The organism is Streptomyces luteosporeus, assembly GCF_039532865.1.
In the GTDB taxonomy this organism is placed as follows: domain Bacteria; phylum Actinomycetota; class Actinomycetes; order Streptomycetales; family Streptomycetaceae; genus Streptomyces; species Streptomyces luteosporeus.
Map to the genome: position 1 here is coordinate 85,383 of NZ_BAAASL010000019.1, position 23,555 is coordinate 108,937.

16 protein-coding genes are annotated in these 23,555 nt (G+C 75.0%); 8 read left to right on the plus strand and 8 right to left on the minus strand.

The genetic code is table 11. The features are described from left to right. Window positions 1-12: 12 nt before the first annotated feature. The 3 genes from ABD361_RS23395 to ABD361_RS23405 form a co-directional block, all read right to left on the minus strand. Window positions 13-1,800, minus strand: a complete 1,788-nt coding sequence (locus tag ABD361_RS23395) for a nickel-dependent hydrogenase large subunit (RefSeq protein ID WP_344437566.1) — start codon at window positions 1,798-1,800, stop codon at window positions 13-15. A gap of 47 nt (window positions 1,801-1,847) precedes the next feature. After that, entirely contained in the window at window positions 1,848-2,897 is a 1,050-nt protein-coding gene (locus tag ABD361_RS23400) for an NADH-quinone oxidoreductase subunit B family protein (RefSeq protein WP_344437568.1), read from the minus strand. A 67-nt stretch (window positions 2,898-2,964) separates the two neighbouring features. Next, window positions 2,965-4,707 carry a hydrogenase maturation protein gene (locus ABD361_RS23405; protein WP_344437570.1) on the minus strand — a complete coding sequence of 581 codons (1,743 nt, stop codon included), beginning with the start codon at window positions 4,705-4,707 and terminating at the stop codon, window positions 2,965-2,967. Window positions 4,708-4,959: 252 nt separating this feature from the next. On the opposite strand from ABD361_RS23405, the gene hypA reads away from it, so the two are divergent. The 6 genes from hypA to hypE all read left to right on the plus strand — a co-directional run bounded on the left by hypA (window position 4,960) and on the right by hypE (window position 10,988). Next, the gene (gene hypA, locus ABD361_RS23410; protein WP_344437572.1) at window positions 4,960-5,316 is read left to right on the plus strand and encodes a hydrogenase maturation nickel metallochaperone HypA; all 357 of its coding nucleotides are present in this window, start codon (window positions 4,960-4,962) and stop codon (window positions 5,314-5,316) included. Continuing rightward, window positions 5,316-6,095 carry a hydrogenase nickel incorporation protein HypB gene (gene hypB, locus ABD361_RS23415; RefSeq protein ID WP_344437574.1) on the plus strand — a complete coding sequence of 260 codons (780 nt, stop codon included), beginning with the start codon at window positions 5,316-5,318 and terminating at the stop codon, window positions 6,093-6,095. Before hypA ends, hypB begins: the two co-directional genes overlap by 1 nt. A gap of 71 nt (window positions 6,096-6,166) precedes the next feature. Next, entirely contained in the window at window positions 6,167-8,506 is a 2,340-nt protein-coding gene (gene hypF, locus ABD361_RS23420) for a carbamoyltransferase HypF (RefSeq protein WP_344437673.1), read from the plus strand. Continuing rightward, complete coding sequence (locus ABD361_RS23425; protein WP_344437576.1) at window positions 8,469-8,780, plus strand: HypC/HybG/HupF family hydrogenase formation chaperone; 312 nt, start codon at window positions 8,469-8,471, stop codon at window positions 8,778-8,780. Before hypF ends, ABD361_RS23425 begins: the two co-directional genes overlap by 38 nt. After that, a complete protein-coding gene (gene hypD / locus ABD361_RS23430; RefSeq protein ID WP_344437578.1) occupies window positions 8,777-9,910 on the plus strand; it encodes a hydrogenase formation protein HypD in 1,134 nt (377 codons plus the stop codon). Before ABD361_RS23425 ends, hypD begins: the two co-directional genes overlap by 4 nt. After that, window positions 9,903-10,988 (plus strand): hydrogenase expression/formation protein HypE, encoded by a 1,086-nt coding sequence (hypE, locus tag ABD361_RS23435; RefSeq protein WP_344437580.1) that lies wholly within the window; start codon window positions 9,903-9,905, stop codon window positions 10,986-10,988. Before hypD ends, hypE begins: the two co-directional genes overlap by 8 nt. Before the next feature lie 10 nt (window positions 10,989-10,998). On the opposite strand, the gene ABD361_RS23440 is transcribed toward hypE, so the two are convergent. Further along, the gene (locus ABD361_RS23440) at window positions 10,999-11,367 is read right to left on the minus strand and encodes a low affinity iron permease family protein (RefSeq protein WP_344437582.1); all 369 of its coding nucleotides are present in this window, start codon (window positions 11,365-11,367) and stop codon (window positions 10,999-11,001) included. Between the two features lie 152 nt (window positions 11,368-11,519). On the opposite strand from ABD361_RS23440, the gene ABD361_RS23445 reads away from it, so the two are divergent. After that, window positions 11,520-11,939: an SRPBCC family protein gene (locus ABD361_RS23445; RefSeq protein ID WP_344437585.1), complete on the plus strand. Its 420-nt coding sequence runs from the start codon at window positions 11,520-11,522 to the stop codon at window positions 11,937-11,939. Window positions 11,940-11,992: 53 nt separating this feature from the next. Here the strand turns inward: ABD361_RS23445 and ABD361_RS23450 are convergent, their stop codons facing one another. From ABD361_RS23450 to ABD361_RS23460, 3 genes are all read right to left on the minus strand, one after another. Next, window positions 11,993-12,283, minus strand: a complete 291-nt coding sequence (locus tag ABD361_RS23450) for a hypothetical protein (RefSeq protein ID WP_344437587.1) — start codon at window positions 12,281-12,283, stop codon at window positions 11,993-11,995. 173 nt (window positions 12,284-12,456) lie between these two features. Further along, window positions 12,457-13,362, minus strand: coding sequence for a DUF6114 domain-containing protein (locus tag ABD361_RS23455; protein WP_344437589.1), 906 nt, complete (start codon window positions 13,360-13,362; stop codon window positions 12,457-12,459). After that, window positions 13,353-13,970 (minus strand): DUF6230 family protein, encoded by a 618-nt coding sequence (locus ABD361_RS23460; RefSeq protein WP_344437591.1) that lies wholly within the window; start codon window positions 13,968-13,970, stop codon window positions 13,353-13,355. Before ABD361_RS23460 ends, ABD361_RS23455 begins: the two co-directional genes overlap by 10 nt. Window positions 13,971-14,180: 210 nt before the next feature. Between ABD361_RS23460 and ABD361_RS23465 the strand changes: the two genes are divergently transcribed. Further along, complete coding sequence (locus tag ABD361_RS23465; protein WP_344437593.1) at window positions 14,181-21,923, plus strand: SDR family NAD(P)-dependent oxidoreductase; 7,743 nt, start codon at window positions 14,181-14,183, stop codon at window positions 21,921-21,923. Here the strand turns inward: ABD361_RS23465 and ABD361_RS23470 are convergent. After that, a complete protein-coding gene (locus tag ABD361_RS23470) occupies window positions 21,898-23,403 on the minus strand; it encodes a carboxylesterase/lipase family protein (protein WP_344437595.1) in 1,506 nt (501 codons plus the stop codon). The two genes, ABD361_RS23465 and ABD361_RS23470, sit on opposite strands and share 26 nt — an antisense overlap. Window positions 23,404-23,555: the final 152 nt, after the last annotated feature.

Here is a 23,555-nt window from a genome sequence, read left to right on the forward strand (position 1 = left end):
TGCGCCTCCCGCCTACGCCAGGGCGCCGAAGGTCGGCGAGTGGCTCTGCCGCAGGGTGCGCCCGCCGCCGAGGTACATGTGCACGCCGCACGGCAGGCACGGGTCGAAGCTGCGGACGGTGCGCATGATGTCGATGCCCTTGAAGTTCTCGGGCCCGTTCTCCTCGAACAGCTGCAGACCCTGCACGGCGTCCTCGTACGGGCCGGGCGTGCCGTAGGGGTCGCGCGGGCTGGCGTTCCAGGGGGTGGGCGGGTACGGGTGGTAGTTGGCGATCTTGTGGTCGCGGATGACGAGGTGGTGGGAGAGCACGCCGCGCACGGCCTCGTGGAAGCCCACGCCGATGGCCTCCTTGGGCACGTCGAAGTCCTCGAAGACCTTGGTGCGCCCGGCCCGCACCTCCTCCAGGGCCCGTTCGACGAAGTACAGGGCCATGCCGGCGGCGTAGGCGACGAAGTACATCCGCGCCCGGTCGCGCTCGATGGTGTTGGGGAAGGGCGGCGGCTTCCACTGCAGGCGCATCTCCGGGGTCGAGGGCGTCTTCGGCAGGTCGATCTCGACGCCCTGCCCGGTGGAGCGCACGTACGGGGTGCGGACCTTGCCGGCCAGCGCCGTGACCCACAGCCGGGCCAGCGGGCCGCCGCCGGTGTCGAGCGCGAGGTGGTCGCCGGTGCGGGCGTCGTACCAGCGCGGGCTCATCACCCAGCTGTAGTTGCCGCCGTCGAGGTCGCGCTTCTGGGGGCGGGGCAGGGTGGTCTGGTTCCAGGGGTGGCGCTGGTCGACGGGGTTGCCGAGGGGGTCCTTCTCGACGTAGGTCTCCTCGCCCGCCCAGTCCTCGTAGTACGAGCTGCCCAGCAGCACGCGCATGCCGAGGTTGATGTCGACGAGGTCGGTGGTGACCAGTTCGTTGTCGACGACGATGCCGGGGGTGACGAACATGGCGTTGCCCCAGGTGTTCATGTGCCGGTAGTCGTAGTCGACGACCTCCGGGTCCTGGAAGCAGCCCCAGCAGCCCAGCAGCGTGCGCCGCCGGCCCACCTCCTCGTAGCCGGGCAGGGCCTCGTAGAAGAAGTCGAAGACGTCGTCGTTGAGGGCCACGCCGCGCTTGACGAAGTCCAGGCAGCGCATCAGGCGCACCAGGTAGTCGGTGAAGACCTGCGGGGTGGCCACCGTGCCGACGCCGCCGGGGTAGAGGGTCGAGGGGTGCACGTGGCGCCCCTCCATCAGGCAGCACATCTCGCGCGTGATCCGGCTCATGCGCAGCGCTTCCTTGTAGACCTCGCCCTCGAAGGGGTTGAAGGCGCGCATGATGTCGGCGATCGTGCGGAAGCCGTGGACGTCGCCGCGCGGGGCGGGGGTGCGCTCGGCGCGTTCGAGGACCGAGGGGTTGGTCTCCTTGACCATGCGTTCGCAGAAGTCGACGAAGACCAGGTTGTCCTGGAAGATCGTGTGGTCGAACATGAACTCGGCGGCCTCGCCGAGGTTGATGATCCAGTCGGCGAGCGGCGGCGGCTTGACGCCGTAGGCCATGTTCTGGGCGTACACCGAGCAGGTGGCGTGGTTGTCGCCGCAGATCCCGCAGATGCGGCTGGTGATGAAGTGCGCGTCGCGGGGGTCCTTGCCCTTCATGAAGACGCTGTAGCCGCGGAAGATGGACGAGGTGCTGCGGCACTCGACGACCCGCCGCGCCGGGAAGTCGATCTTCGTGTAGATGCCCAGATTGCCCACGATCCGGGTGATGGGGTCGAAGGCGACCTCGGTGAGGTCGCGCTGTGCCGCGTCGATGTCCTGGGCGGTTGCCACGGGCGGTTCCTCTCCTGGTGCCTGGGGTGCGTCGGGCCTTCGGCCGGCTAGTGGCCGCCCGACCAGCGCGGCTCGTAGCCGCTGGTCAGTGCCGGTTGGTTGTGGCGCCACTTCGGCTCGCGGTTGGCGCTGACGTTCGTGATCGAGCGCAGGGTGCGGATGACCGGGCCGTAGACGGCCATCGCGGCGGTGGAGACGGTGCCGCCGGGCGGCTCGTCCATGAACGGCATGAACTTGTCGGGGAAGCCCGGCATGGTGCAGCCGATGCAGATCCCGCCGACGTTCGGGCAGCCGCCGACGCCGTCCATCCAGCCGCGCTTGGTGACGTTGCAGTTGACCACCGGGCCCCAGCAGCCCACCTTCACCTGGCATTTGGGGGAGTTGTAGTCCTTGGCGAAGTCGCCCTGCTCGTAGTACGCGGCCCGGTCGCAGCCCTCGTGCACCGTCTTGCCGAACAGCCAGGTCGGCCGCAGCTGTTCGTCCAGCGGGATGACCGGCGCCAGCCCCGCCGCCTGGTGCAGCACCCACAGCAGGGTCTCCATGAAGTTGTCCGGCTGCACGGGACAGCCGGGCACGTTGACCACCGGCAGCCCGCCGGCCGAGCGGAAGTCCTCGCCCAGGTAGTCCACCAGGCCCATGCAGCCGGTGGGATTGCCGGCCATGGCGTGGATGCCGCCGTACGCGGCGCAGGTGCCGACGGCCACCACCGCCCAGGCCCGGGGGGCCAGCCGGTCGAGCCAGGTGTTGAGGGTGATCGGCTCGCCGGTGTCCGGGTCGTTGCCCATCGAGGTCCAGTAGCCCTCGCCGTTGATCTTCTCGTTGGGGATCGACCCCTCGACCACGAGGATGAACGGCTCCAGCTCGCCGCGCGCCGCCCGGTGGAAGGCGGCCGTGAAGTCGTCCCCGGTCTCGTAGGCGAGCACCTTGTTGTGCAGGTGCACCTTCGGCAGGCCGGGGATCGCCCCGAGGAGCACGTCCTCCAGGCTCGGCAGCGAGGCGGCGGTCACCGAGACGGTGTCGCCGTCGCAGCTCATGCCCTCCGAGGTCCACAGGACGTGCACCTCGTCGAAGCCGGGTGTCATGGGCTCGAAACCCATCGGCTCGCTTCCCTTCGGCTTCCGGCGGGCGCGGCAGGCGGCGCGGCACCGGGATACGGCCCCGGGGCTAAAACTGGCATACCTCATCTTTCCCGGCAATACGCCTGCTCGGGGCGTGCAGGCGCGACAACGCCTCCAGCCGCCCCTGCGCACCCGGCGCCGGCAGCCCCCGCACGAACGCCGACCGCAGCGCGTGGTACGGCGCGTCCGGCGTGAAGAACACCTCCCGCATGCGCTCCAGCTCCTGCGCCCGGTACGCCGCCAGGGGCCGCAGCCCCTCGTCCCGCTCCCGCGCCGCCTTCTTCACCGCGATGCGCACCGGCACGTCCGATTCACCGATCAGGTCCGCGGCCATCCGGGTGACCGCACCGGCGAACTCCTGCGCCGGCCCCGCAACGATCCGGTCCACCAGCCCCAGCGACCGCGCCCGGGCCGCGCTCACCGGCGCCGCCTGCTCCATCAGCGCCTGCGCCTGCCGCGCACCCACCCGCCGCGGCAGGGTGTACGTCCAGTACTCCGAGCCGTACAGCCCCATCAGCCGGTAGTGCGGGTTGAACACCGACCCCGCCCGGCACCACACCTCGTCCGCCGCCAGCGCCAGCATCGCCCCGCCCGCCGCCGCGTTCCCCGCCACGGCCGCCACCACCAGCCGGTCGGTGGTCGTCAGCACCGCCTCCACCAGGTCGTCGATCGCGTTGATGTTCGCCCACGACTCCGCCGCCGGGTCCGCATCCGCCTCGATCACGTTCAGATGGATGCCGTTGGAGAAGAAGTCCCGCTCCCCGCCCAGCACGACCACCGACGTCGGCCGCCGGCAGGCGAAGCGGTACGCGTTGAGCAACCGCCGGCACTGATCCGTGCTCATCGCCCCGCCCGGGAAGCGGAACCGGACGAAACCCACCTCGCCCTGCTCCGTGTAGCGGATGTCGCTCCACGTGCACCGGTGCGCCGGCAGCTCCAGCGGCGCGGGCACCTCCGGCACGTCCGGCAGCGCGTCACCCAGCGCCAGGGTGGCCGGCAGCTTCACCCCCGCCGGCGCGTCCTGCGTCCGGCAGCGGCGCAGCTGCGGGATCCACACCGCACCGTCCACCGTCGCCCGGCAGATCGCGCCCGCCCGCGTCGCCAGCACCTCACCGGGCCGGCCCCGCAGCCGGTCCTCCGGATGCCCGCCGTACAGGAACCACTCCGCCCCCAGGAACGCGTCGCGCACCCCCGGCCGGGAATCGGCCGCCCGCAACGCCCGCAGCACCGACTCCGTCGGCTGCGCCTCCCAGTCGATGCGGCGCTGCGCCTGCCGCAGCGCCGGCCGCGTCCGCACCCGCAGCCCCTCCTGCGGCCGCGGACGCCAGGAGCCCGACGCGAACCGCTGCACCGCCAGCAGCACCGCCTCCACCGCCGCGTCCGCCACCTCCCCCCGGTACAGCTCGCTCTTGGTCACCCCCGGCGCCACCGCGAACTGCGCACTCGCCCACACCGGACCCGCGTCCATCTCCTCCTGCGCCTGCAGCACCGTCACCCCCCAGCGCCGCTCGCCCTCGTGCAGCGCCCAGTCCAGCGCCGCGGGCCCCCGGTCGCCCGGCGGCCCCGGATGCACCACCAGACACGGCCGGCGCGACCACACGTCACGCGGGATCGCCGACGTCAGCATCGGCGCGAGGACCAGCTCCGGACAGTGCCGGCGCACCGCGGCCCGCAGCGACTCGTCCCCGTCCACGACGGCCACGGCCACCGCGTGGCCCCGGTCGCCGAGCTCGGCGAACACCCGCTGGGTCAGGCTGTTGAACGCGCTGGCGATGAGCAGGATCTGCACGGGATCGACCTCCTGGCGCGGCTTTGCCGGCCCCGGCCCGGACGCGGGCCACCGGCACACCGATCGTCACCACGGGCGGCCCCCGCCCCGCGCAGCGCCGCGCGGACGGCACCGTGATTGCGCTACGCGGGCGAATACCCCGCCCCCGTCGCACCGGTGCCGCCGTGGCGCTGCGCCGTCCACGGCGGCGCTGTGCGCACTGTGGTCGCACAAGCACCTTTTCCGACGGCGGTGACCTGAGCAGGAGGGCGCGTGCACGAGCTGTCCATCGCCACCGCGATCGTCGAACGCGCGGCCGCCCTGGCCCGGCCGCACGGCCCCGCGGCCGTGGCCGCGGTGCGCGTACGCGTCGGCGAACTCGCCGGCGTCGTCCCCGACGCCCTGCGCTTCTCCTTCGCCGTCGCCCGCCAGGACACCGAGCTCGCCGCCGCCCGGCTCGACGTCGAGGAGATCCCCGCACGCGCCCGCTGCGCCGCGTGCGCCCACGACTTCGCCGTCGGCACCCCGCCCTTCCTGTGGTGCCCGCGCTGCGAGGGCTCCACGACGCACCTGCTGAGCGGCCGGGAGCTGGAGATCACCGGAATCGAACTTCAGGAGGCGAGCGCGTGATGTGCCGCGCCATCGACGTGCGCCAGGCGGTCCTGGCCGAGAACGACATGCTGGCCGGCGCCCTGCGCGAGGAACTCGCCGCGCACGGCACCACGGCGGTCAACCTGCTCTCCAGCCCCGGCAGCGGCAAGACCGCCCTGCTGGAACCCGTCCTGACCGCGACCGCCGCCCGCGGCGTGCCGGCCGCCGCCCTGACCGCCGACCTGGCCACCGACCACGACGCCGTACGCCTGGCCCGCTCCGGCGCCCCCGTCAAACAGGTCCTCACCGGCGGCCTGTGCCACCTGGAGGCCTCCCACCTGCGCTCCCACCTCGACGGCTGGCCCCCGCCCGGCACCCGCGTGCTGTACGTCGAGAACGTCGGCAACCTCGTCTGCCCGGCCGCCTTCGACCTGGGCGAGACGCTGCGCGTGACGCTGATGTCGGTGACGGAGGGCGAGGACAAACCCCTGAAGTACCCGCTGGCCTTCGGCCTCGCCCACCTGGTCGTCCTGACCAAGACCGACCTGGAGGAGGCGGCCGCCTTCGACCGCGCCGCCTTCACGGCCCACGTCCACCGCGTCAACCCCGGCGTCCCGATCCTGCCCACCTCCGCCCGCACGGGCGAGGGCGTGGGCACGCTCGTCGACCACGTCCTGGCCGCGTCCGACGGCGCCACCCTCCACCGGCCGGCGCTGCAGAGCGCCCCCGCGACGGCGGACCTCCCGAAGACCTGCACCCCGGGCCCGGGCCGCCACCGCCGCCCGGACCCCGACGACGCGACCGCACCCCGGCCGTGACGACGCCCACCGACGAGGGGCGGTCCGCGCCCGGCGCACCTGCGGAGGGCGGCACGGCCGCCGCCGGCTGCGTGCGGGAGCGCGTCGTCGTGCGGGGGGCCGTGCAGGGGGTGGGCTTCCGGCCGTTCGTGCACGGGCTCGCGCGGGAGCTCGGGCTGTCCGGGTTCGTCCGCAACGACGCCGGCGGGCTCGTCGCCGAGGTCGAGGGCGACCCGCACCGCCTGCGCGCCTTCCGCGAGCGCCTGACCGGCCACGCCCCGCCGCTGGCCGTCATCTCCTCCATCGACCGGCACCGCCTGCCCGCCCTCGGCGGGACCGGTTTCGTCATCCGGCCCTCCGTGCCCGGGCCCGGCCACACGCGCGTGCCCCCCGACGCCGCCCTGTGCCCGCAGTGCCACGCCGAACTCACCGACCCCGCCGACCGGCGCCACCGGCACCCCTTCATCGCCTGCACCCATTGCGGCCCGCGCTTCACCATCGTCACCGGCCTGCCCTACGACCGCGCCACCACCACCATGGCGCCGTTCGCGCTGTGCGAGCGCTGCGCCGCGGAGTACGCCGACCCCGCCGACCGCCGCTTCCACACCCAGCCCGTGGCCTGCCCCGACTGCGGCCCCCGGCTCCACCTGGACGACAGCGGCGCGCACCTCACCGGCGAGCAGGCGCTCGCCCGGGCCCGCGACCTGCTCGCCGGCGGCCGCATCGTCGCCGTCAAGGGCATCGGCGGCCACCACCTGGCCTGCGACGCCACCGACCCCGCCGCCGTCGGCCGGCTGCGCGCCCTGAAGGAACGCGGCGGCAAACCCTTCGCCGTCATGGCCGCCGACCTCGCCGCCGTACGCGCCCTCGCCGCCGTCTCCGACGCCGAACGCGACCTGCTGTGCGGGCCGCGCGCCCCCGTCGTCCTGCTGCGCCGCCGCACGACCGCACCCCTGGCCGACGCCGTGTGCCCCGGCACCCCCGACGTCGGCGTCATGCTGCCCTACAGCCCCCTGCACCGGCTGCTGTTCGGGCTGCCGGGCGATCCGCCCGGACCCCGGGTGCTCGTGATGACCAGCGCCAACCGCTCGGGCGAGCCGCTGGTCACCGACGACGCCGACGCCCGGCTGCCCGCCCTGTGCGACGCCCGCCTGGGGCACGACCGCGCCATCCGCACCCCGTGCGACGACTCCGTCGTGCGCGTACGCCCCGACGGCAGCCACCTGCCGCTGCGCCGCTCCCGCGGCTACGTGCCCGAACCCCTCGACCTGCCCTTCGACGTCACCCCCGCCCTCGCCGCCGGCGGCGACCTGAAGAACGTCTTCTGCCTCGCCCGCGGCCGCACCGCCTGGCTCTCGCAGCACATCGGCGACCTCGACCGCCTGGAGAACGTCGCCGTCCTCGACGCGGCCGTACGCCACCTGTCCGCACTCACCGGCGTACGCCCCCGCCTGCTCGCCGCCGACCGGCACCCCGGCTACCGCTCCACCGCCTGGGCCCGCGACCGCGCCGCCGGCCGCCCCCTGCACCTCGTGCAGCACCACCACGCCCACGTCGCCTCCGCCATGGCCGACGCCGGCCTCGACGGCAGTGCACCGGTCATCGGCGTCGCCTTCGACGGCACCGGCTACGGCGACGACGGCGCCGTGTGGGGCGGCGAGGTGCTGCTCGCCGACTACGCCGGCTACCGGCGCCTGGCCCACCTGGCCTACGTGCCGCTGCCGGGCGGCGACGCCGCCGTGCGCAACCCCTGCCGCATGGCGCTGGCCCACCTCTACGCCGCGGGGGAGCCCTGGCACGCGGACCTGCCCTGCGTACGCGCCTGCGACGAGCGCGAACGCACCCTGCTCGCCCGCCAGCTGGAGCGCGGCGTGGCCTGCGTACCCACCTCCAGCATGGGCCGGCTCTTCGACGCCCTGGCCTCCCTCGCCGGCATCCGCCACCGCACCGGCCACGAGGCCCAGGCCGCCGTCGAACTGCAGGCCCACGCCGCGCCCGCCATGGACCACTGCGGCACCCCGTACGCCTTCGCGCTGCACGGCGAGCCCGGGCGGCCGCAGGCCATCGACCCGGCCCCGGTCCTGCGCGCCGCGGCCGCCGACGTACGGGCGGGCACGCCCCGCGAGGTCGTCGCCGCCCGCTTCCACCACGCCGTCGCCGCAGCCGTGGCGGCCGCCTGCGAGGCGGCCCGGCAGCGCACCGGCACCACCACCGTCGCCCTGACCGGCGGCGTGTTCGCCAACGCCGTGCTCGACGAGGCCTGCACGGCGGCCCTGGGCGCACGGCACTTCACCGTGCTCCGGCACCGCGCCGTGCCCTGCGGCGACGGCGGACTGGCCCTCGGCCAGCTGCTGGTGGCCGCCCGCGCCCACCGCACCCCGGAAGGAGGGACCCATGTGCCTGGCCGTGCCCGGCAAGGTCGTCCGCATTGAGGAACGCGACGGAACCCGCATGGCGCAGGTCGACTTCGGCGGCGCGGTCAAGGACGTCTGCCTGGCCTACCTGCCCGACATCGAGGTCGGCGACTACGCCATCGTGCACGTCGGCTTCGCCCTGCAGCGCCTGGACGAGCAGGCCGCCCGGGCGACGCTCGACCTCTTCCGGCGCATCGGCGCCCTGGAGGAGGAGTTCGGCGACGCCTGGGGCCGCGCCGCGGCCGAGGCGGGCGCCCCCGCCCCCGACATCCCGGAGAAGGACGCGCGGTGAAGTACCTCGAAGAGTTCCAGGACCCAGCCCTCGCCCGGCGGCTGCTGGAGGACGTCCACGCCACCGTCACCCGCCCCTGGGCGCTGATGGAGGTCTGCGGCGGCCAGACCCACTCGATCATCCGGCACGGCATCGACCAGCTGCTCCCGGACGCCGTCGAGCTCATCCACGGCCCCGGCTGCCCGGTGTGCGTCACCCCGCTGGAGACCATCGACAAGGCGCTGGCCATCGCGGCCCTGCCCGAGGTCGTCTTCTGCTCCTTCGGCGACATGCTGCGCGTCCCGGGCACCGGCCGCGACCTGTTCCGCGTCAAGAGCGACGGCGGCGACGTACGGGTGGTCTACTCCCCGCTGGACGCGCTCGACATCGCCCGCCGCACCCCCGACAAGCAGGTCGTCTTCTTCGGCATCGGCTTCGAGACCACGGCCCCCGCCAACGCCATGACGGTGCACCAGGCCCGCCGGCTGGGCGTGCGCAACTTCAGCATGCTCGTCTCGCACGTGCGCGTACCGCCCGCCATCGAGGCGATCATGAGCTCCCCGCACTGCCGCGTCCAGGCGTTCCTGGCCGCCGGGCACGTGTGCAGCGTGATGGGCACCGCCGAGTACCCCGCCCTCGCCGAGCGGTTCGGCGTGCCCGTCGTCGTCACCGGCTTCGAGCCCCTCGACATCCTCGAAGGCGTCCGCCGCGCCGTCCACCAGCTCGAACGCGGCGAGCACCGGGTGGAGAACGCCTACCCGCGCGCCGTACCCGAGCGCGGCAACCCCGCCGCGCTCGCGATCCTCGCCGACGTCTTCGAGGTCACCGACCGCCCCTGGCGCGGCATCGGCACCATCCCCGGCAGCGGCTGGCGACTGGCCCCCGCCTGGCGGGAGTACGACGCCGAGCACCGTTTCGGCGTCACCGGCCCCGGCACCCGCGAACCGGAGGCCTGCCGCAGCGGCGAGGTGCTCCAGGGCCACATCAAGCCGCACGAGTGCGCCGCCTTCGGCACCACCTGCACCCCCCGCACCCCCCTCGGCGCCACCATGGTCTCCAGCGAGGGGGCCTGCGCCGCCTACTACCTCTACCGCCGCCTGGGCACCGGCCCGGCGGCCGCGACCGGCAAGGAGGCCACCCCCGTTGGCTGACGCCACCACCACACCAGGGGCCACCGCCCTGCCCGACCCGAGCGCCTGGTCCTGCCCGGCGCCCCTGCGCGAGGCACCCGTCGTCGTCCTGGGCCACGGCGGGGGAGGGGCCCTGTCGGCCGAGCTGATCACCGGCCTGTTCACGCCCGCCTACGGCAACGACGTCCTCGACGCCCTCGGCGACTGCGCCCAGCTGCGCCTGGGCGGCACCCGCCTGGCCTTCTCCACCGACTCCTACGTGGTGCGGCCGCTGTTCTTCCCCGGCGGCTGCATCGGCGACCTCGCCGTCAACGGCACCGTCAACGACCTGGCGATGAGCGGCGCCCGCCCCGCGTACCTGTCCTGCGCGTTCGTCCTGGAGGAGGGCACCGCCCTCGGCGTCGTCGAACGCGTCGCCCGCGCGATCGGCGCCGCGGCGCGGGCGGCCGGCGTCACCGTGGCGACGGGGGACACCAAGGTGGTCGACGCCGGCCACGGCGACGGCGTGTACGTGACGACCTCCGGCATCGGGGTGATCCCCGACGGCGTGGACATCCGCCCCCAGCGGGCCCGGCCCGGCGACGTCGTGCTCGTCAGCGGCCCGATCGGCCTGCACGGGGTGGCCGTGCTCAGCGTCCGCGAGGGCCTGGAGTTCGGCGTGGAGGTCGCCAGCGACACCGCCCCGCTGGCCTCCCTCGTCACCGCCATGCTCGCCGTCACCCCCGACCTGCACGCCCTGCGCGACCCCACCCGCGGCGGTCTCGCCACGGCCCTGAACGAGATCGCCGCGGCCTCCGGCACCGGCGTCGTGCTGAGCGAGGACGCGGTGCCGGTGCCCGAGGCCGTCGCCGGCGCCTGCGGCTTCCTCGGCCTGGACCCGCTCTACGTCGCCAACGAGGGCCGGCTGGTGGCCTTCGTCCCGCGGGAGCACGCCGACGCCGTCCTGGCCGCGATGCGCGCGCACCCCCAGGGCGCCGGTGCCGCCGTGGTCGGCGAGTGCGTCGCCGAGCACCCCGGTACGGTCGTCGCCCGCACCCGCTTCGGCGGGACGCGCGTGGTCGCCCTGCCCGACGGCGAGCAACTGCCGCGCATCTGCTGACGGCCGCGCCTCACGTCTCCTCCTCCATGCGGATCGCGTCGCGCAGCTCGTCGAACGCCTCCTCGTCGCCTCCTTCGTGCTGCGCCAGCAGCGCCCGGGCGATCGCGTCCAGCTTGCGCTGGATGGCGTGCTCGGCGCGCTGCTCGGAGTTCTTCAGCAGGGCGAGCAGCAACAGGGTGACCGCCGTCATCACACCGGCCGCCAGCAGCTCCAGTTCGACGGACGGCTGCAGGACGTGCATCGCCACGAAGTTGGCGACCAGCAGGAAGCAGACCACGAAGAACGACCGCGAGCTGGTGAAATGCGAGGCGTTCTCGGCCAGGTGCTCGAAGGCCCCGCGTCGCCCGCCGCCGCGGTGGGAAGGGTGCCGGACTCTCACCTGGCGCCGGTACCCCGCAGCGCGGCCCGCCAACGCGCCATGACGCCGAAAGGCGGAACGGCGCGGCGCGAACGGGTGGCTTCACCGCGCGGTCCGCCGCCGGGCGGGCAGGCGCCTTCAGGGGGAAGGACCCGCACGGAAATGGGTATGGCATGAGCGAATACGAGCGGTCCCGCACGATGCCCGCGCTGGCCGACCACGTCTTCCAGGAGGCCTCGGACGTGACCCGGCTCGGCAGCTGGCTCCCGGACGACCTGCACGTACGGGCCGAGGAGCTGCCGGCGGTCACCGTCCACGAGGACCGCACCGGCCAGGACGAGCCCGGGCTCTTCCGCGCGGAGGCCGAGCAGATGCGCGTGGAGTGGGGTACGCGCGAGGGCGGGAGTTACGCGGGCTGGCTGCAGGTGGCGGGCATCGGCGGCGGCGCCAGCGAGGTCACGGTCCACCTGTCGTTCTTCGACGAGCGGCACGACCCCGGAGCGGACGTCGTCACCACCGCGCTGGAGCGCAGCCTGGACCGCCTGGAGGAGCAGGTGCGGCTGCGGGTCGACGGCCCGGAGGGCCCCGGCTGACCCGGTCACCTGCCCGCGGGGAGCGAGGGCGCCCCCGCGGGCAGGCGTGCCGCTCAGCTCGTGACGACGTTGTGCGCGGGCGTGATCTCCGGCCGCAGGTGCCCGTAGCCGAGCTCGGCGAGCACGGGGGCCAGTATCTTGCCGAAGGCCTCCAGGGCCTCCGGCGACTCCCACACGTCGGTGACCCGCCAGCCGCCGTCGACCGGCCCGGCGACGTGCGCGAGCAGTCCGCTGACGGGCATGTCGGCGAGCGAGGTGAAGGGCCGGCCGACGAGGCGCTCGATGCACGCGTCGTAGAGCTCCTGACCGGCGCCCTCGGCGTGGAACGTGACGATGATGGCCACTGCTGGCACTCCTGTCCCTGGGGTTCGTCCTGGCGGCGGCCCGGCGGGTCGGGGGTGGGGGCCGCACCCACCGGTCTCCCCCTCGGCCCCGGGCGGAACCCCCGTGCCCGGGCGGCTCGTCGGAGCGCCCGTCCGCGTGCGGCGGCGGACACCACGCCGGTGGTACGGCGCGCTCACGAGCCGGGCGGCAGGGCGCCCGTGGCGTGCTCCGGGGCGATGCGCAGCCCGTCGGCGTCGATGACGTCGCTGGTGATCAGGGCCTGCCGGGCGCGCACGTCCGTCATGAAGACGAACGGCGGCACCACCGGCGGCACGGGCAGGGCGTCCGCGCTGAAGGACAGGCACAGCAGCCCCTGGACGCAGCCGCTGAAGTCGGTGACGTACAGCGTGACGTCCCCGCGCAGCCGCAGTTCCCGCACGTCCAGGGCCAGTTCGGGGCCGCCGTCGTGGGTGAGCAGCCGGTAGTCGCGCAGGGACGCGGCCCGCATCCTGAGCACCATCACCTTGCGCGGCCCGGCGGCGGTCGGCAGGCGCTCGACGGAGGCGAGGGTGAACCCGCTGGGGGCGAAGCGGGTGGTGGTCACCGTCGGCGGGACGGCACCGGCCGGGACGGGCCCGGTCCGCTGCGGGGCCCGCGCCGGCAGGGCGGTCGCCAGCAGGACCAGGGGCAGCGCCACCGCCAGCGCCCTGGACGGCGACTCGCCCGCAGCCGGCCCGGGCCCCGGTGCGGGCGGCGCGCCCGCCCGCACCGGGCGCCACGCGAACGCCATGGCGCCGCCGGCGATGCCCAGCAGCATCCCGGCCCCGAACCCACCGAGGTTGCTGGCAGCGAAGGAGACCACCGACAGGATCACCGCGTGGAGGCCCACGTAGTGCCGCATCTGCGGCCGCAGCAACAGGAACACCCCGGCGACCACCAGGGCCGCGCCGATGCCGAGGGCGGCGATGCCGCCCAGCCCGAGCCCGATGAGCACGCTCCACGGCGCGAGGGGCGCCAGGGCCAGCTCCGCACCGGCCAGGACGAGCAGCACCGCCGCCCAGAACGGCCGGGTGCGCCGCCAGCGCCTGCTCAGAAGCACGCCGGCCCGTTCAGGCCCACGTCCAGCCGCAGCCCCGTCAGGCGGAAGTCGCCGCCGGTGACCGACCAGGCGTGGGAGCGCACGCCGGTCACCGACACCTCGCGGGCCTGCAGGCCGAACTGCCCGGGCGCGCCGTGCACTGCGGGCACCTGGTCCAGCGTCGAGGCGTCCCGGCCGATCTGCACCTGGCCGAAGCGGGCGTCGCCCACCAGGTCGTCGCCGTGCAGCACCAGGTCGTGCACGTCCACCGGCCCGGCGCTGCCGCCGGCCCGCAGCCGGAGGACCACCTCGCCCACCGGGGTGGGCACGCGCGCCGCCTGGCAGATGTCCGACAGCCGGGCGTCGCCGATGCCCAGCAGGGCGCCGGGGCGGCCGCCGCCGGTGGACGGGGCCACGTCGACGTACGCGGCCAGGCCCTTGCTCCGCAGCTGCTGCGCGGAGACCTGGAAGGCCGTGCCGGACACCGCGAAGGAGGAGGCGAGGACGCCGTCCGCCATCGCCACGGCCATCGCCGCGACGGCCAGCAGCGCGGGCAGGGCGACGAGGGCCGCCCTGGGCCAGGACGTCCGGCCCTCGGGCGGGTCGCCTTCCAACTCGGCAGGGTTCACGGTGGGTTGACTTCCCGGGAACGCAGACGGCATCCGTCGTGGGATGTCACCCACACGGATGAGAAGTGGTGGAGTGAGCTATTCCGGACATCAGTTGCCAATCACACAGATTTTTGCCGGGGTCCTGCGAAGGGGTGTTGTCCGTTTATGCCCGGCCTGCGAGGTCATCGATATCCGCGAAGGGTTCCCGGGGGAAAGGCGTGCAGGCCCATGGGAGTTGACGGCAACGGCAAGGTCCCGGCGGACAGGATCGTGGCGGTGGTCGGAGCGGCCTGCCGCCTGCCCGGCGGCATCGGCGGCCTCGACGCACTGTGGCGGGCCCTGCGCGAGGGCCGCGACCTGATCACCGAGGCCCCCGCCGACCGCTTCGACAGTTCCCGCTTCGTCGACCCGGCCATGCCCCGGCCCGGCAAGAGCTACACCGCCGCCGGTGGATTCCTCGACGACATCAGCGGCTTCGACGCCTCCTACTTCGGCATCTCGCCCCGCGAGGCCGCCCAGATGGACCCCCAGCAAAGACTGCTGCTGGAACTGGCCGCCGAAGCCTGCGACGACGCCGCCGTCGCCCCCGCCGCCCTCGCCGGCACCGACACCGCCGTGCACGTCGGCATCTTCGACAACTCCTACGGCGCCCTGCAGTTCATGAACCGCAGCGTCAACGCCTACACCATGTCCGGCGCCGCCTCCTCCATCGCCGCCAACCGCATCTCCCACGTGATGGACCTGCACGGCCCCAGCGTCGTCGTGGACACCGCCTGCTCCTCCTCGCTGGTCGCCCTCGTCCAGGCCTGCCGCGACCTGCAGGCCGGCATCAGCCGGACCGCCCTCGCCGGCGGCGCCAACATCCTGCTCAACCCCTACCACTACGTCGGCTTCTGCCAGGCCTCCATGCTCTCCCCGACCGGCCGCTGCCGCTCCTTCTCCGCCGGCGCCGACGGCTACGTCCGCGCCGAGGGCGGCGGCATGGTGCTCCTCAAGCGCCTGCCCGACGCGCTCGCCGACGGCGACCGCATCCACGCCCTCGTCCTCGCCGGCGCCGTCAACAGCGACGGCCGCACCCCCGGCATTTCGCTGCCCCGCATGCAGCTCCAGGAGCGCCTGCTGCGCGAGGTCTACGAGCACGCCGGCATCGCCCCCGACGACATCGCCTACCTGGAGGCGCACGGCACCGGCACCCCCGCCGGCGACCCCATCGAGGCCGAGGCCATCGGCCGGGCCCTGGGCAGCCGCCGCACCCGCGACGCACTGCCCATCGGCTCGGTGAAGTCCAACCTCGGCCACCTGGAATCCGCCTCCGGCATGGCCGGCCTGATGAAGGCCCTGCTCGTCCTGCGCGAAGGCGAGATCCCGCCCACCCTGCACGCCGACGAACCCACCCCCCACGTCGACTTCGCCGCCCTGCGCCTGGCCCTCACCGTACGGCCCCGGCCCGCGGGCCTCGGCGAACGCTCCGTGGTGGGCGTCAACTCCTTCGGGTTCGGCGGCACCAACGCCCACGTGGTCCTCGCCCCGCCACCCGCCCCGCCCGCGACCCCCGCACCCCCGCCGCCGGCGGCACGCCCCCTCCTGGTCACGGCGCGCACGCGCCGCGCACTCGCCGACGCCCTGCAGCGCACGGCGACCCGCCTGGCCCAGGCACCGGACGAGGAGTTCTACGACCTCGCCTACACGGCCACGATGCGCCGCGGGAAGCACCCCCACCGCGCCGCAGTCCTGGCGCCCGACCCGGCCACGGCGGCCGAACGCCTCGGCGCCCTCGCGCAGTCGCTCACACTGGCACCGGAGCCCCGCCAGGGGCGGCTGCCCACCCCGCCTCCGGAGCCCCGTAAGGGGCACGGGGAACTGCGCGACCAGCCACAACGGACCGGCAGCCGGGAGGACGGCACCTGGCAGCAGCGCGTCTCGACCCTGCTGCAGAAGCCCGACCTCCTCGCCGAAGCGCCCACGCCGACCGCCGAAGGCGACACCGGCCGGCCCGCCCCCGCGCCGCGCCACGCGGCGCTCGGCACCGAAGCCGCCCACGGCCGGGTCGCCTTCGTCTTCACCGGCAACGGCGGCCAGTGGCCCGGCATGGGCGAGGCCCTCATGGCCGGTGACCCCGGCTTCCGGGAGACCGTCGAGACGCTCGACACCCTGCTCGCCCCCCGCCTGGGCTGGTCCGTGGCCCGGGCCATGGCCGATCCCGGCAGCGGCCCCGACCTGTCGGCCACCGAGTACGCCCAGCCCCTGCTGTTCGCCCTCCAGACGGGCCTCGTCGGCATGCTGCGGCGGCACGGCGTCACCCCCGCCGCGGTCGTCGGCCACAGCGTGGGCGAGGTCGCGGCCGCGCACGCCGCCGGGGCCCTGGACCTCGCGCAGGCGGCCGCCGTCATCGCGGCCCGCGTCCGGGCCCAGGCCCCCACGGCCGGCAGCGGTGGCATGACCGCGGTGTCGCTGCCGCGCCACGAGGCCGAGGACGTCCTCGCGCGCCACCCCGGCCTCGGCATCGCCTGCGTCAACACCGACAGCGACGTGACCGTCTCCGGCCCCACCGCCCAACTGGCCGCCCTGGAGGCGGAGCTGGCGCGCAAGGGCGTCGCCTGCAGCCGCCTGGACGTCGACTACGCCTTCCACAGCCCCGCGATGGACGCCGCCCGCGCCCTCATCGGCACCGATCTGGCGGAGCTGCGCCCGGCCGCCGCGACGGTCCCCATGGTCTCCACGGTCACCGGCGCCCCCGTGACGGGCACCGAACTCGGGGCCGACCACTGGTGGCGCAACGTCCGCGAACCGGTGCTCCTCACCCCCGCCGTCCAGCACCTCCTCGCCACCGGGCACGACGTCTTCCTCGAAGTGGGCCCGCACCCCGTGGTGTGCCCCTACCTGCGCCGCCTGACCCGCAAGCACCCCACACCGGTGGCCGTGGTGCCCACCCTCGCCCAGGACGCCGCCGGGCCGGACGCCGTGCACACCGCCGTGGCCGCCCTCGCCGCCGCCGGCGCGGACCTCGACTGGCGGCACCACTACCCCGTACCCGGCCGGGTGGCGGACCTGCCCGCCTACCCCTGGCAGCGGGAACGGCACTGGAACGGCTCCCCGGGCATCTGGTCCGGCGTCGCCGGGGACGGCGGGGTGGACCACCCGCTGCTCGGCGACCGGCTCGTCCCCCTGCACCAGCCGACCTGGCGGGGGCCGGTCGAGCCGGCCCTCGCGCCCTGGCTCGCCGACCACCGCGTCGGCGCCGCGGTGGTCTGGCCCGCCACCGGGTACGTGGAGATGGCCCTGGCAGCCGGCCGGCGCGTCCTGGACGCCCCCGCCGAGGCCGAACACCTGGAGATCACCCGCGCCCTCGTCGTGCCGTGGGACGACCCCGGGAGCACCGTCCTCTACCTCACCGTCTCGCCCGACGACGGCGCCGTCACGATCACCAGTGTCACCGGCGACCGCAGCGCGCCCGTCCAGCACGCCCGGGCCCGCCTGCGCCGCCTGCTGCGCCCGCGCCCCGGGCCCGTCGACCTCACCGCCGTACGCCGCCGCTGCACCGCCTCCGCCGATCCCGCCGAGCTGTACCGCACCGCCGCGAGCGCCGGCCTCGACTACGGCCCCGCCTTCCGTACCCTGCGCCGCCTGCACACCGGCGACGGCGAGGTCCTCGCCGCCTACGAGATCGAAGAACCCCGCGACGCCTACGAGGCCCACCCCGCCCTGCTGGACGGCGCCCTGCAGGCAGGACTGCCGCTCATGGCCGGTGCCCTGGCCCGCGGCGAGGCCTACCTGCCCGCCGGTATCGAGGCCGTACGCGTCTGGCAGGCGCCGCCCGCCCAGGGGCTCGTGCACCTGCGCGAACGGCCGCGCACCGCCACCGAGGTCTGCTGGGACATCACCGTCACCGCCCTCGACGGCACCGTCACAGCCGAACTGCAGGGCTGCCGGCTGCGGCGCTTCGACGGCGCACGGACCACACCGCTGATCCGCTCCGCCACCGTGCTGCGCGCCGCCCCGCACACCGACCTGCCCTGCCCGCCCTCGCCCCTGCCCTCCTGCACCGACCTGGTCTCTCGGGCGCGCCCGCGCATCGAGGCCGCCCGGGACGCCCTGCGCGCCGGCGGCTACGAACGGGCCCGCCGCATGAACCTGCTGGCCACCGCCATCGCCTTCACGGAGGGGCTGCGCGGGCTGCTGCCGGAGGGGGAGCGGATCCTCGCCCTCGACGGCGAGGGCGCGCCACCGCTGCGACCGCACCACCGGCAGATGTGCGCCTGGGTCCTGCCCGTGCTGGCCCGCCGGGGCCTGGCCGAGCGGCTGCCGGACGGCCGCTGGGCCCTGCAGCCGTCCGCGGTGACCGCCGACGACGTCCTGCGCCGGGCGGCGTACGAACTACCCGCCTTCGCCACCGAGATCGCCCTGGCCGCCCTCCACCGCGGGGGCCTGACCAAGGTGTTGCGGGGCGAGAGGCAGGAGTTGGAGTACCTGGTCGAGGGCGGCATGGAGCTGATGGACCAGTTCTTCGACCTCGCCCCGTTCATCCGGTGCCAGAACCGTATGCTCAGGGCGCTCATGGAGGAGATCGTGCGGCAGTGGCCCGCCGACCGGCCCCTGCGCATCCTCGAAGTGGGCGGCGGCACCGGTGGCGCCACCGCCGCTCTGCTGGCCGTCCTGCCGCCCGAGCGCACCCGCTACACCTTCACCGACGTGTCGCAGTACTTCACCGGCCGGGCCGAGAAGCGCTTCGCCCGCCACGACTTCGTCGACTACCGCCCCTTCGACCTGGACGCCGATCCGGCCGGGCAGGGCCTGACCCCCGGTGGCTTCGACGTGGTCGTCGCGGCCAACGCCCTGCACACGGCCAAGGACCTGGCCCCTGCCCTGCGCCGCGTTGCCGGCCTCCTGGCGCCCGGAGGGCGCCTGCTGGCCTCCGAGCAGCACAACGTGGAGGCCATGGCGCAGTACTTCGCCACCCTGGAGAGCTTCTGGCACCACACCGACCGCGACCTGCGCCCCGAGGTGCTGCCGCTGCCCGCCCACCGGTGGCCCCGGCTGCTGCGGCAGTGCGGCTTCACCGACGTCGTCGGTCTCGGCGAGGGACGCCGCCGCACCGCCGGCGCCGACGGATCCGTTCTGCTGGCCACCGCCGCGGACACCGCCGCAGCCGCCGTCGTCCCGCCGGCCGCCCCACCCCCGGCCGGCACGGCCGGCGCGTGGATCCTGGCGGCCGAGGGGGACCAGGAGAACGAGCCACAAGCCCTGGCCCACGCCTTGCGGCAGTCCACGGACGCGCCCGTACGCATCACCGGCGTCCCGGACGACACCGCGGCGTGGGACCGGCTCCTCGCGCGCGAGCGCGGCGACGTGACCGTCGTCCTCCTCCTCGACCCCGCCGCCCCGGACCCCGGCCCCGGCGACGTGGTCGGCCTCACCGCCCGGCGGATCGCCGTGCTGGCCGCCCTCGCCTCCGCCGGGGAGCGGCTCCCCGCCGGCACCGGCCTGACGGTGTGGCTCGTCACCAGGCCCAGCGGCGTCCTGCCGGCCCCCGAACGCCCCGACGCCCCCCACGACGCCGCCGTCTGGGGCGTCGCCCGGACGCTGGCCAACGAGCACCCCCGCATCACGGTGCGGCGCCTGTCCTTCGAACGCACCGCGGACCCCGGCGCGGATGCCCACCGCCTCGCGCGCGAGCTGCTGACCGCCACCGACGAGGACGAGATCGTCCTGACGGCCGGCGGACGCTTCGTCCCCCGCGTGGTCGACCTCGCGGAGCATCCGCAGCTCACCGCCGACAGCCGTACGGTGGCCGCCTTCGCCCTGGAGGTACGCGACCGCGGCCTGGCCTACCGCCTGGCCTGGACCGAGACCGAGGCCCCTGCCGAACCCGGCGTCGGCCAGGTCGTCGTGGCCGTCCGCGCCGCCGCCCTGAACTACCGCGACATCATGCACGCCATCGGCGTCCTGCCACAGGCCGAGGTGGTGCGCGAGCTGCCCCGGCAGCCCGGCCCCGGCATGGAGTGCGCGGGCGTCGTCGAGGCCGTCGGCCCCGGCGTGACCGGCGTGGCCGTGGGCGACCGCGTCTTCGGCCTGGCCCCCAGCGCACTGGCCTCCCACGTGCTCACCAGCGAACACGCCCTCGCGCCCATTCCGGCCCGCATGTCCTTCGCCGAGGCCGCCACCCTGCCCGTGGTCTTCCTGACCGTCCACTACGGGCTCGGGCACCTGGCCCGGCTGCAGCGCGGCGAGACCGTCCTGGTGCACGGCGCCGCCGGCGGCGTGGGCCTGGCCGCCCTGCAGTACGCCCGGCGCTGCGGCGCCCGCGTCATCGCCACGGCGGGCACCGCCGCCAAGCGCAACCTGCTGCACGTCCTCGGCGTCGAACACGTCCTGGACTCCCGCGACCTGGCCTTCGCCGAACAGGTCCGGCAGATCACCGGGGGCGAGGGCGTCGACGTCGTCCTCAACTCGCTCGCCGGCGAGGCCATCGCCCGGGGACTGGACGTCCTGCGTCCCGGCGGCCGGTTCGTCGAACTCGGCAAGCGCGACATCGTGGAGGACAAGCCACTGCGGCTGCACCCCTTCAGCAAGAACATCGCCTTCTTCGGCGTCGACCTCGCCCGGCTGCGGCACCACCCCGAGCTCGCCATGCGGCAGTTCGCCGAGGTCGCCGCGCTGGTCAAGTGCGGCCGGTACCGCCCCTTGCTGCACACCGTCTATCCGGCGGCCAGGGCGGGCGAGGCATTCCGGCTGCTGCAGCACTCCCGGCACATCGGCAAGGTCGTGGTCACCTTCGACCCCCTGGACGAGCCCCTGCACGTCGAACGCGCACCCGCCCCGCCCCCGATCGACCCGAAGGGCACCTACCTCGTCGCCGGCGGCCTCGGCGGCTTCGGTGCCGCCACGGCCCGCTGGCTCGCCGGTCACGGCGCCCGTCATCTCGACCTCGTCGGCCGCCGTGGCCCCGACAGCCCGGAGGCGGCGCAGCTCCTGGCCGACCTCGCCGCCCACGGCACCCGGGCACGCGCCCACGCGGCGGACATCGGTGACGCCGGCGCCATCGAGGCCATCGCCGCACAGGCCGACGCCGAGGGCCGCCCGCTGCGCGGCGTCGTCCACTCGGCGATGCACATCGACGACGCCTTCCTGGCCCGTCTCACCGACGAGCAGGTGCGTGCCGTCCTGGTGCCGAAGACGGCCGGCGGGGCCGTCCTCGACGCCGTCACCCGCGGCCGGGACCTGAGCCTGTTCCTCGCGTACTCCTCCGCCACCGCCACCTTCGGCCATGTCTCCCAGGCCAGTTACGTGGCCGGCAACTGTTACCTGGAGGCCCTCGTCCGCCGGCGCCGCCGGCAGGGCCTGCCCGGCACCGCCATCGCCTGGGGCGCCATCGGCGGCACGGGCTACGTCGTCCGCAACGACATGCTCTCGCTCCTGGAGCAGGCGGGCATCGAGCCCGTCATGCCGGAGGAGGCCCTCGAAGCGGCCGCGGAATTCCTCGCCGCCGGCGTCGACGTGGCAGGCGTCGGGCGCTACGACTGGGGACGGATCCACGCGCTGCTGCAGTGCGTCGGCGCCCCCCGGCTGGCCACCCTCCTGCCGGCGAGGACCGCCCAGGGCACCCTGACCCGGGAGGACATCCGGCGCAAACTGGCCGGCATGGCGCCCGACGAGGCCCACCAGTACATCGCCGACTCGCTCACCAGCGTGCTCGCCGAGGTCCTGCAGATCCCCGTCGAGGAGATCGACCACCACCGCAGGCTCGACACCTTCGGCGTGGACTCCCTCATGGCCACCGAGGCCCTGGCCATGCTCCGCCGGCAGTACGACGTGGACATCCCGCCCATGGAACTCCTGCGCAGCGAGGGCACCATCGCCGACATCGCCCGCATCGTCCAGCTGCGCCTCGGCCTGGCCGCCGGCGAACAGCCGGGTGCGGCGCCGCCCGCAGGAGGGAAGGAGCAGGTCACGGACGCAGCGGCGCGTAGGTGAACGGCCGCCACAGCGCCCGGGCGTCGGGCACGCACGGGCCGACCGGCCCGCCGTCCTCCACCGACCAGGTGCGCACGGGCCCGCCGGCCGGGCCCAGCGGCGGCCAGCCCGGGTCGCCGGTGGCCGCGAAGGAGACCCACGCCGCCACCATCCGCTCCGACAGCCGCTGGTCGGCGGCGGTGGGCGGGCCGCCGATCAGGAACTCCACATGGGGGCAGGCGAGGGTGCCGAACGCGAAGGGGACGTCCGCGCAGTGCCACGGCCGCACCACACCACCGGGTCCGGTGCGCTGCCGGTCGAAGCGGGAGAGGAACACCCGCCCGCCGGCCCGCGCGTGGGCCTCGGCGAGCCGCCTGCCGTACTCGGCGAACAGCAGGTCGCCGTAGGCGGCGAGGTACACCTCCAGCACGGACGCGCCCGGCATGAGGGCCCGGTATCCGGCCATCATGTCCGGCGGCAGCCCGAAGTCGGCCGCAAAGGCGCCCAGTTGCTCCTCGGTGGTCACTTTCGCGCTGCTGCCGACGGCGTCCAGCAGCCAGTACTCCTGCGTGGTGTGGCACACCAGCAGCTCCACGCCGCCGGCAGCCCCGGCGGCCACGGCGGACAGCGGTTCGGCCGGCAGGACGTGCCCGTCGACGACGGGACCGTAGAGCACCGGGTCGTAGTGGCGGTGGCCGGACGCCGGGTCGCGCCGGTAGGCGTCCGCGACCCGGTCGGAGGCCTCGACCAGGACGCCGGGCGGGGCGGCCAGGAGGGCCTCGGCGGTCGCGGGCAGCCCGGCGGCCGCCGCCACCCGCCGGGTGGTCTGCGCCGCGAGGGCGGGGGAGAAGCTGGGGCTGGCCGGGCTGTGAGCGACGGCCCGCCGGAAGAGCCCGCGGGCGCCCTCCATCACCGCCAGGCAGACCACCGAAGCGGCGCCCGAGGACTGCCCGGCCACCGTGACCCGCTCGGGGTCGCCGCCGAACGCGGCGATGTTCTCCCGGACCCAGCGCAGGGCCGCGACCTGGTCGAGCAGGCCGCGGTTGTCCGGGTACCGGGAGCCGCCGGCCCCGGGCGGGACGTGGCCGAAACCCTCGAAGCCCAGGCGGTAGGTGACGGTGACCACGACCAGGCCCGCCCGGGCGAGCGCGGTGCCGTCGAAGTCGGGCTGCGCCGACGACCCGAAGGTGTAGGCACCCCCGTGCAGCCACACCAGCACCGGAGCCGACCGCGCGCCGGCCGGCGTCCAGACGTTCAGCGTCAGGACGTCCTCGTCGCCCGGTGACCAGTGGGGTGCGCCCGGCAGGCGCGCCGACTGCGGGGCGACGGGCCCGAAGTCCGTGCAGTCCCTGACCGCTGTCCACGGGACCGGCGGCTGCGGCTCGCGGAACCGCGCCGCGCCGAACGGCGCGGCGGCGTAGGGGATTCCGGGCACCGCGACCACGGCCCCGTCGCGCGGGTGGCCCCGTACCGGGCCGGAGGTCGTGGGGAAGACGGTCACGTTCGGCGCTCCTCAAGATCTGTAAGCAACAAGCGAATTATGTGTGTCGCCGACGTAAAACGTGACAGTGCTTCCCACCAACACGTGCCCCAACTTGCCGTGTTTCCTTGTGGTTTGCATTTACGCAGGGGCGTTGCGTATGTCACACCTCG

Coding starts and splice junctions, on each gene's coding strand:
- hypB (WP_344437574.1), top strand. CDS start 5,316: ATGTGCCGCGCCATCGACGTGCGCCAGGCGGTCCTGGCCGAGAACGAC.
- ABD361_RS23425 (WP_344437576.1), top strand. CDS start 8,469: ATGTGCCTGGCCGTGCCCGGCAAGGTCGTCCGCATTGAGGAACGCGAC.
- ABD361_RS23465 (WP_344437593.1), top strand. CDS start 14,181: ATGGGAGTTGACGGCAACGGCAAGGTCCCGGCGGACAGGATCGTGGCG.
- ABD361_RS23445 (WP_344437585.1), top strand. CDS start 11,520: ATGAGCGAATACGAGCGGTCCCGCACGATGCCCGCGCTGGCCGACCAC.
- ABD361_RS23400 (WP_344437568.1), bottom strand. CDS start 2,897: ATGGGTTTCGAGCCCATGACACCCGGCTTCGACGAGGTGCACGTCCTG.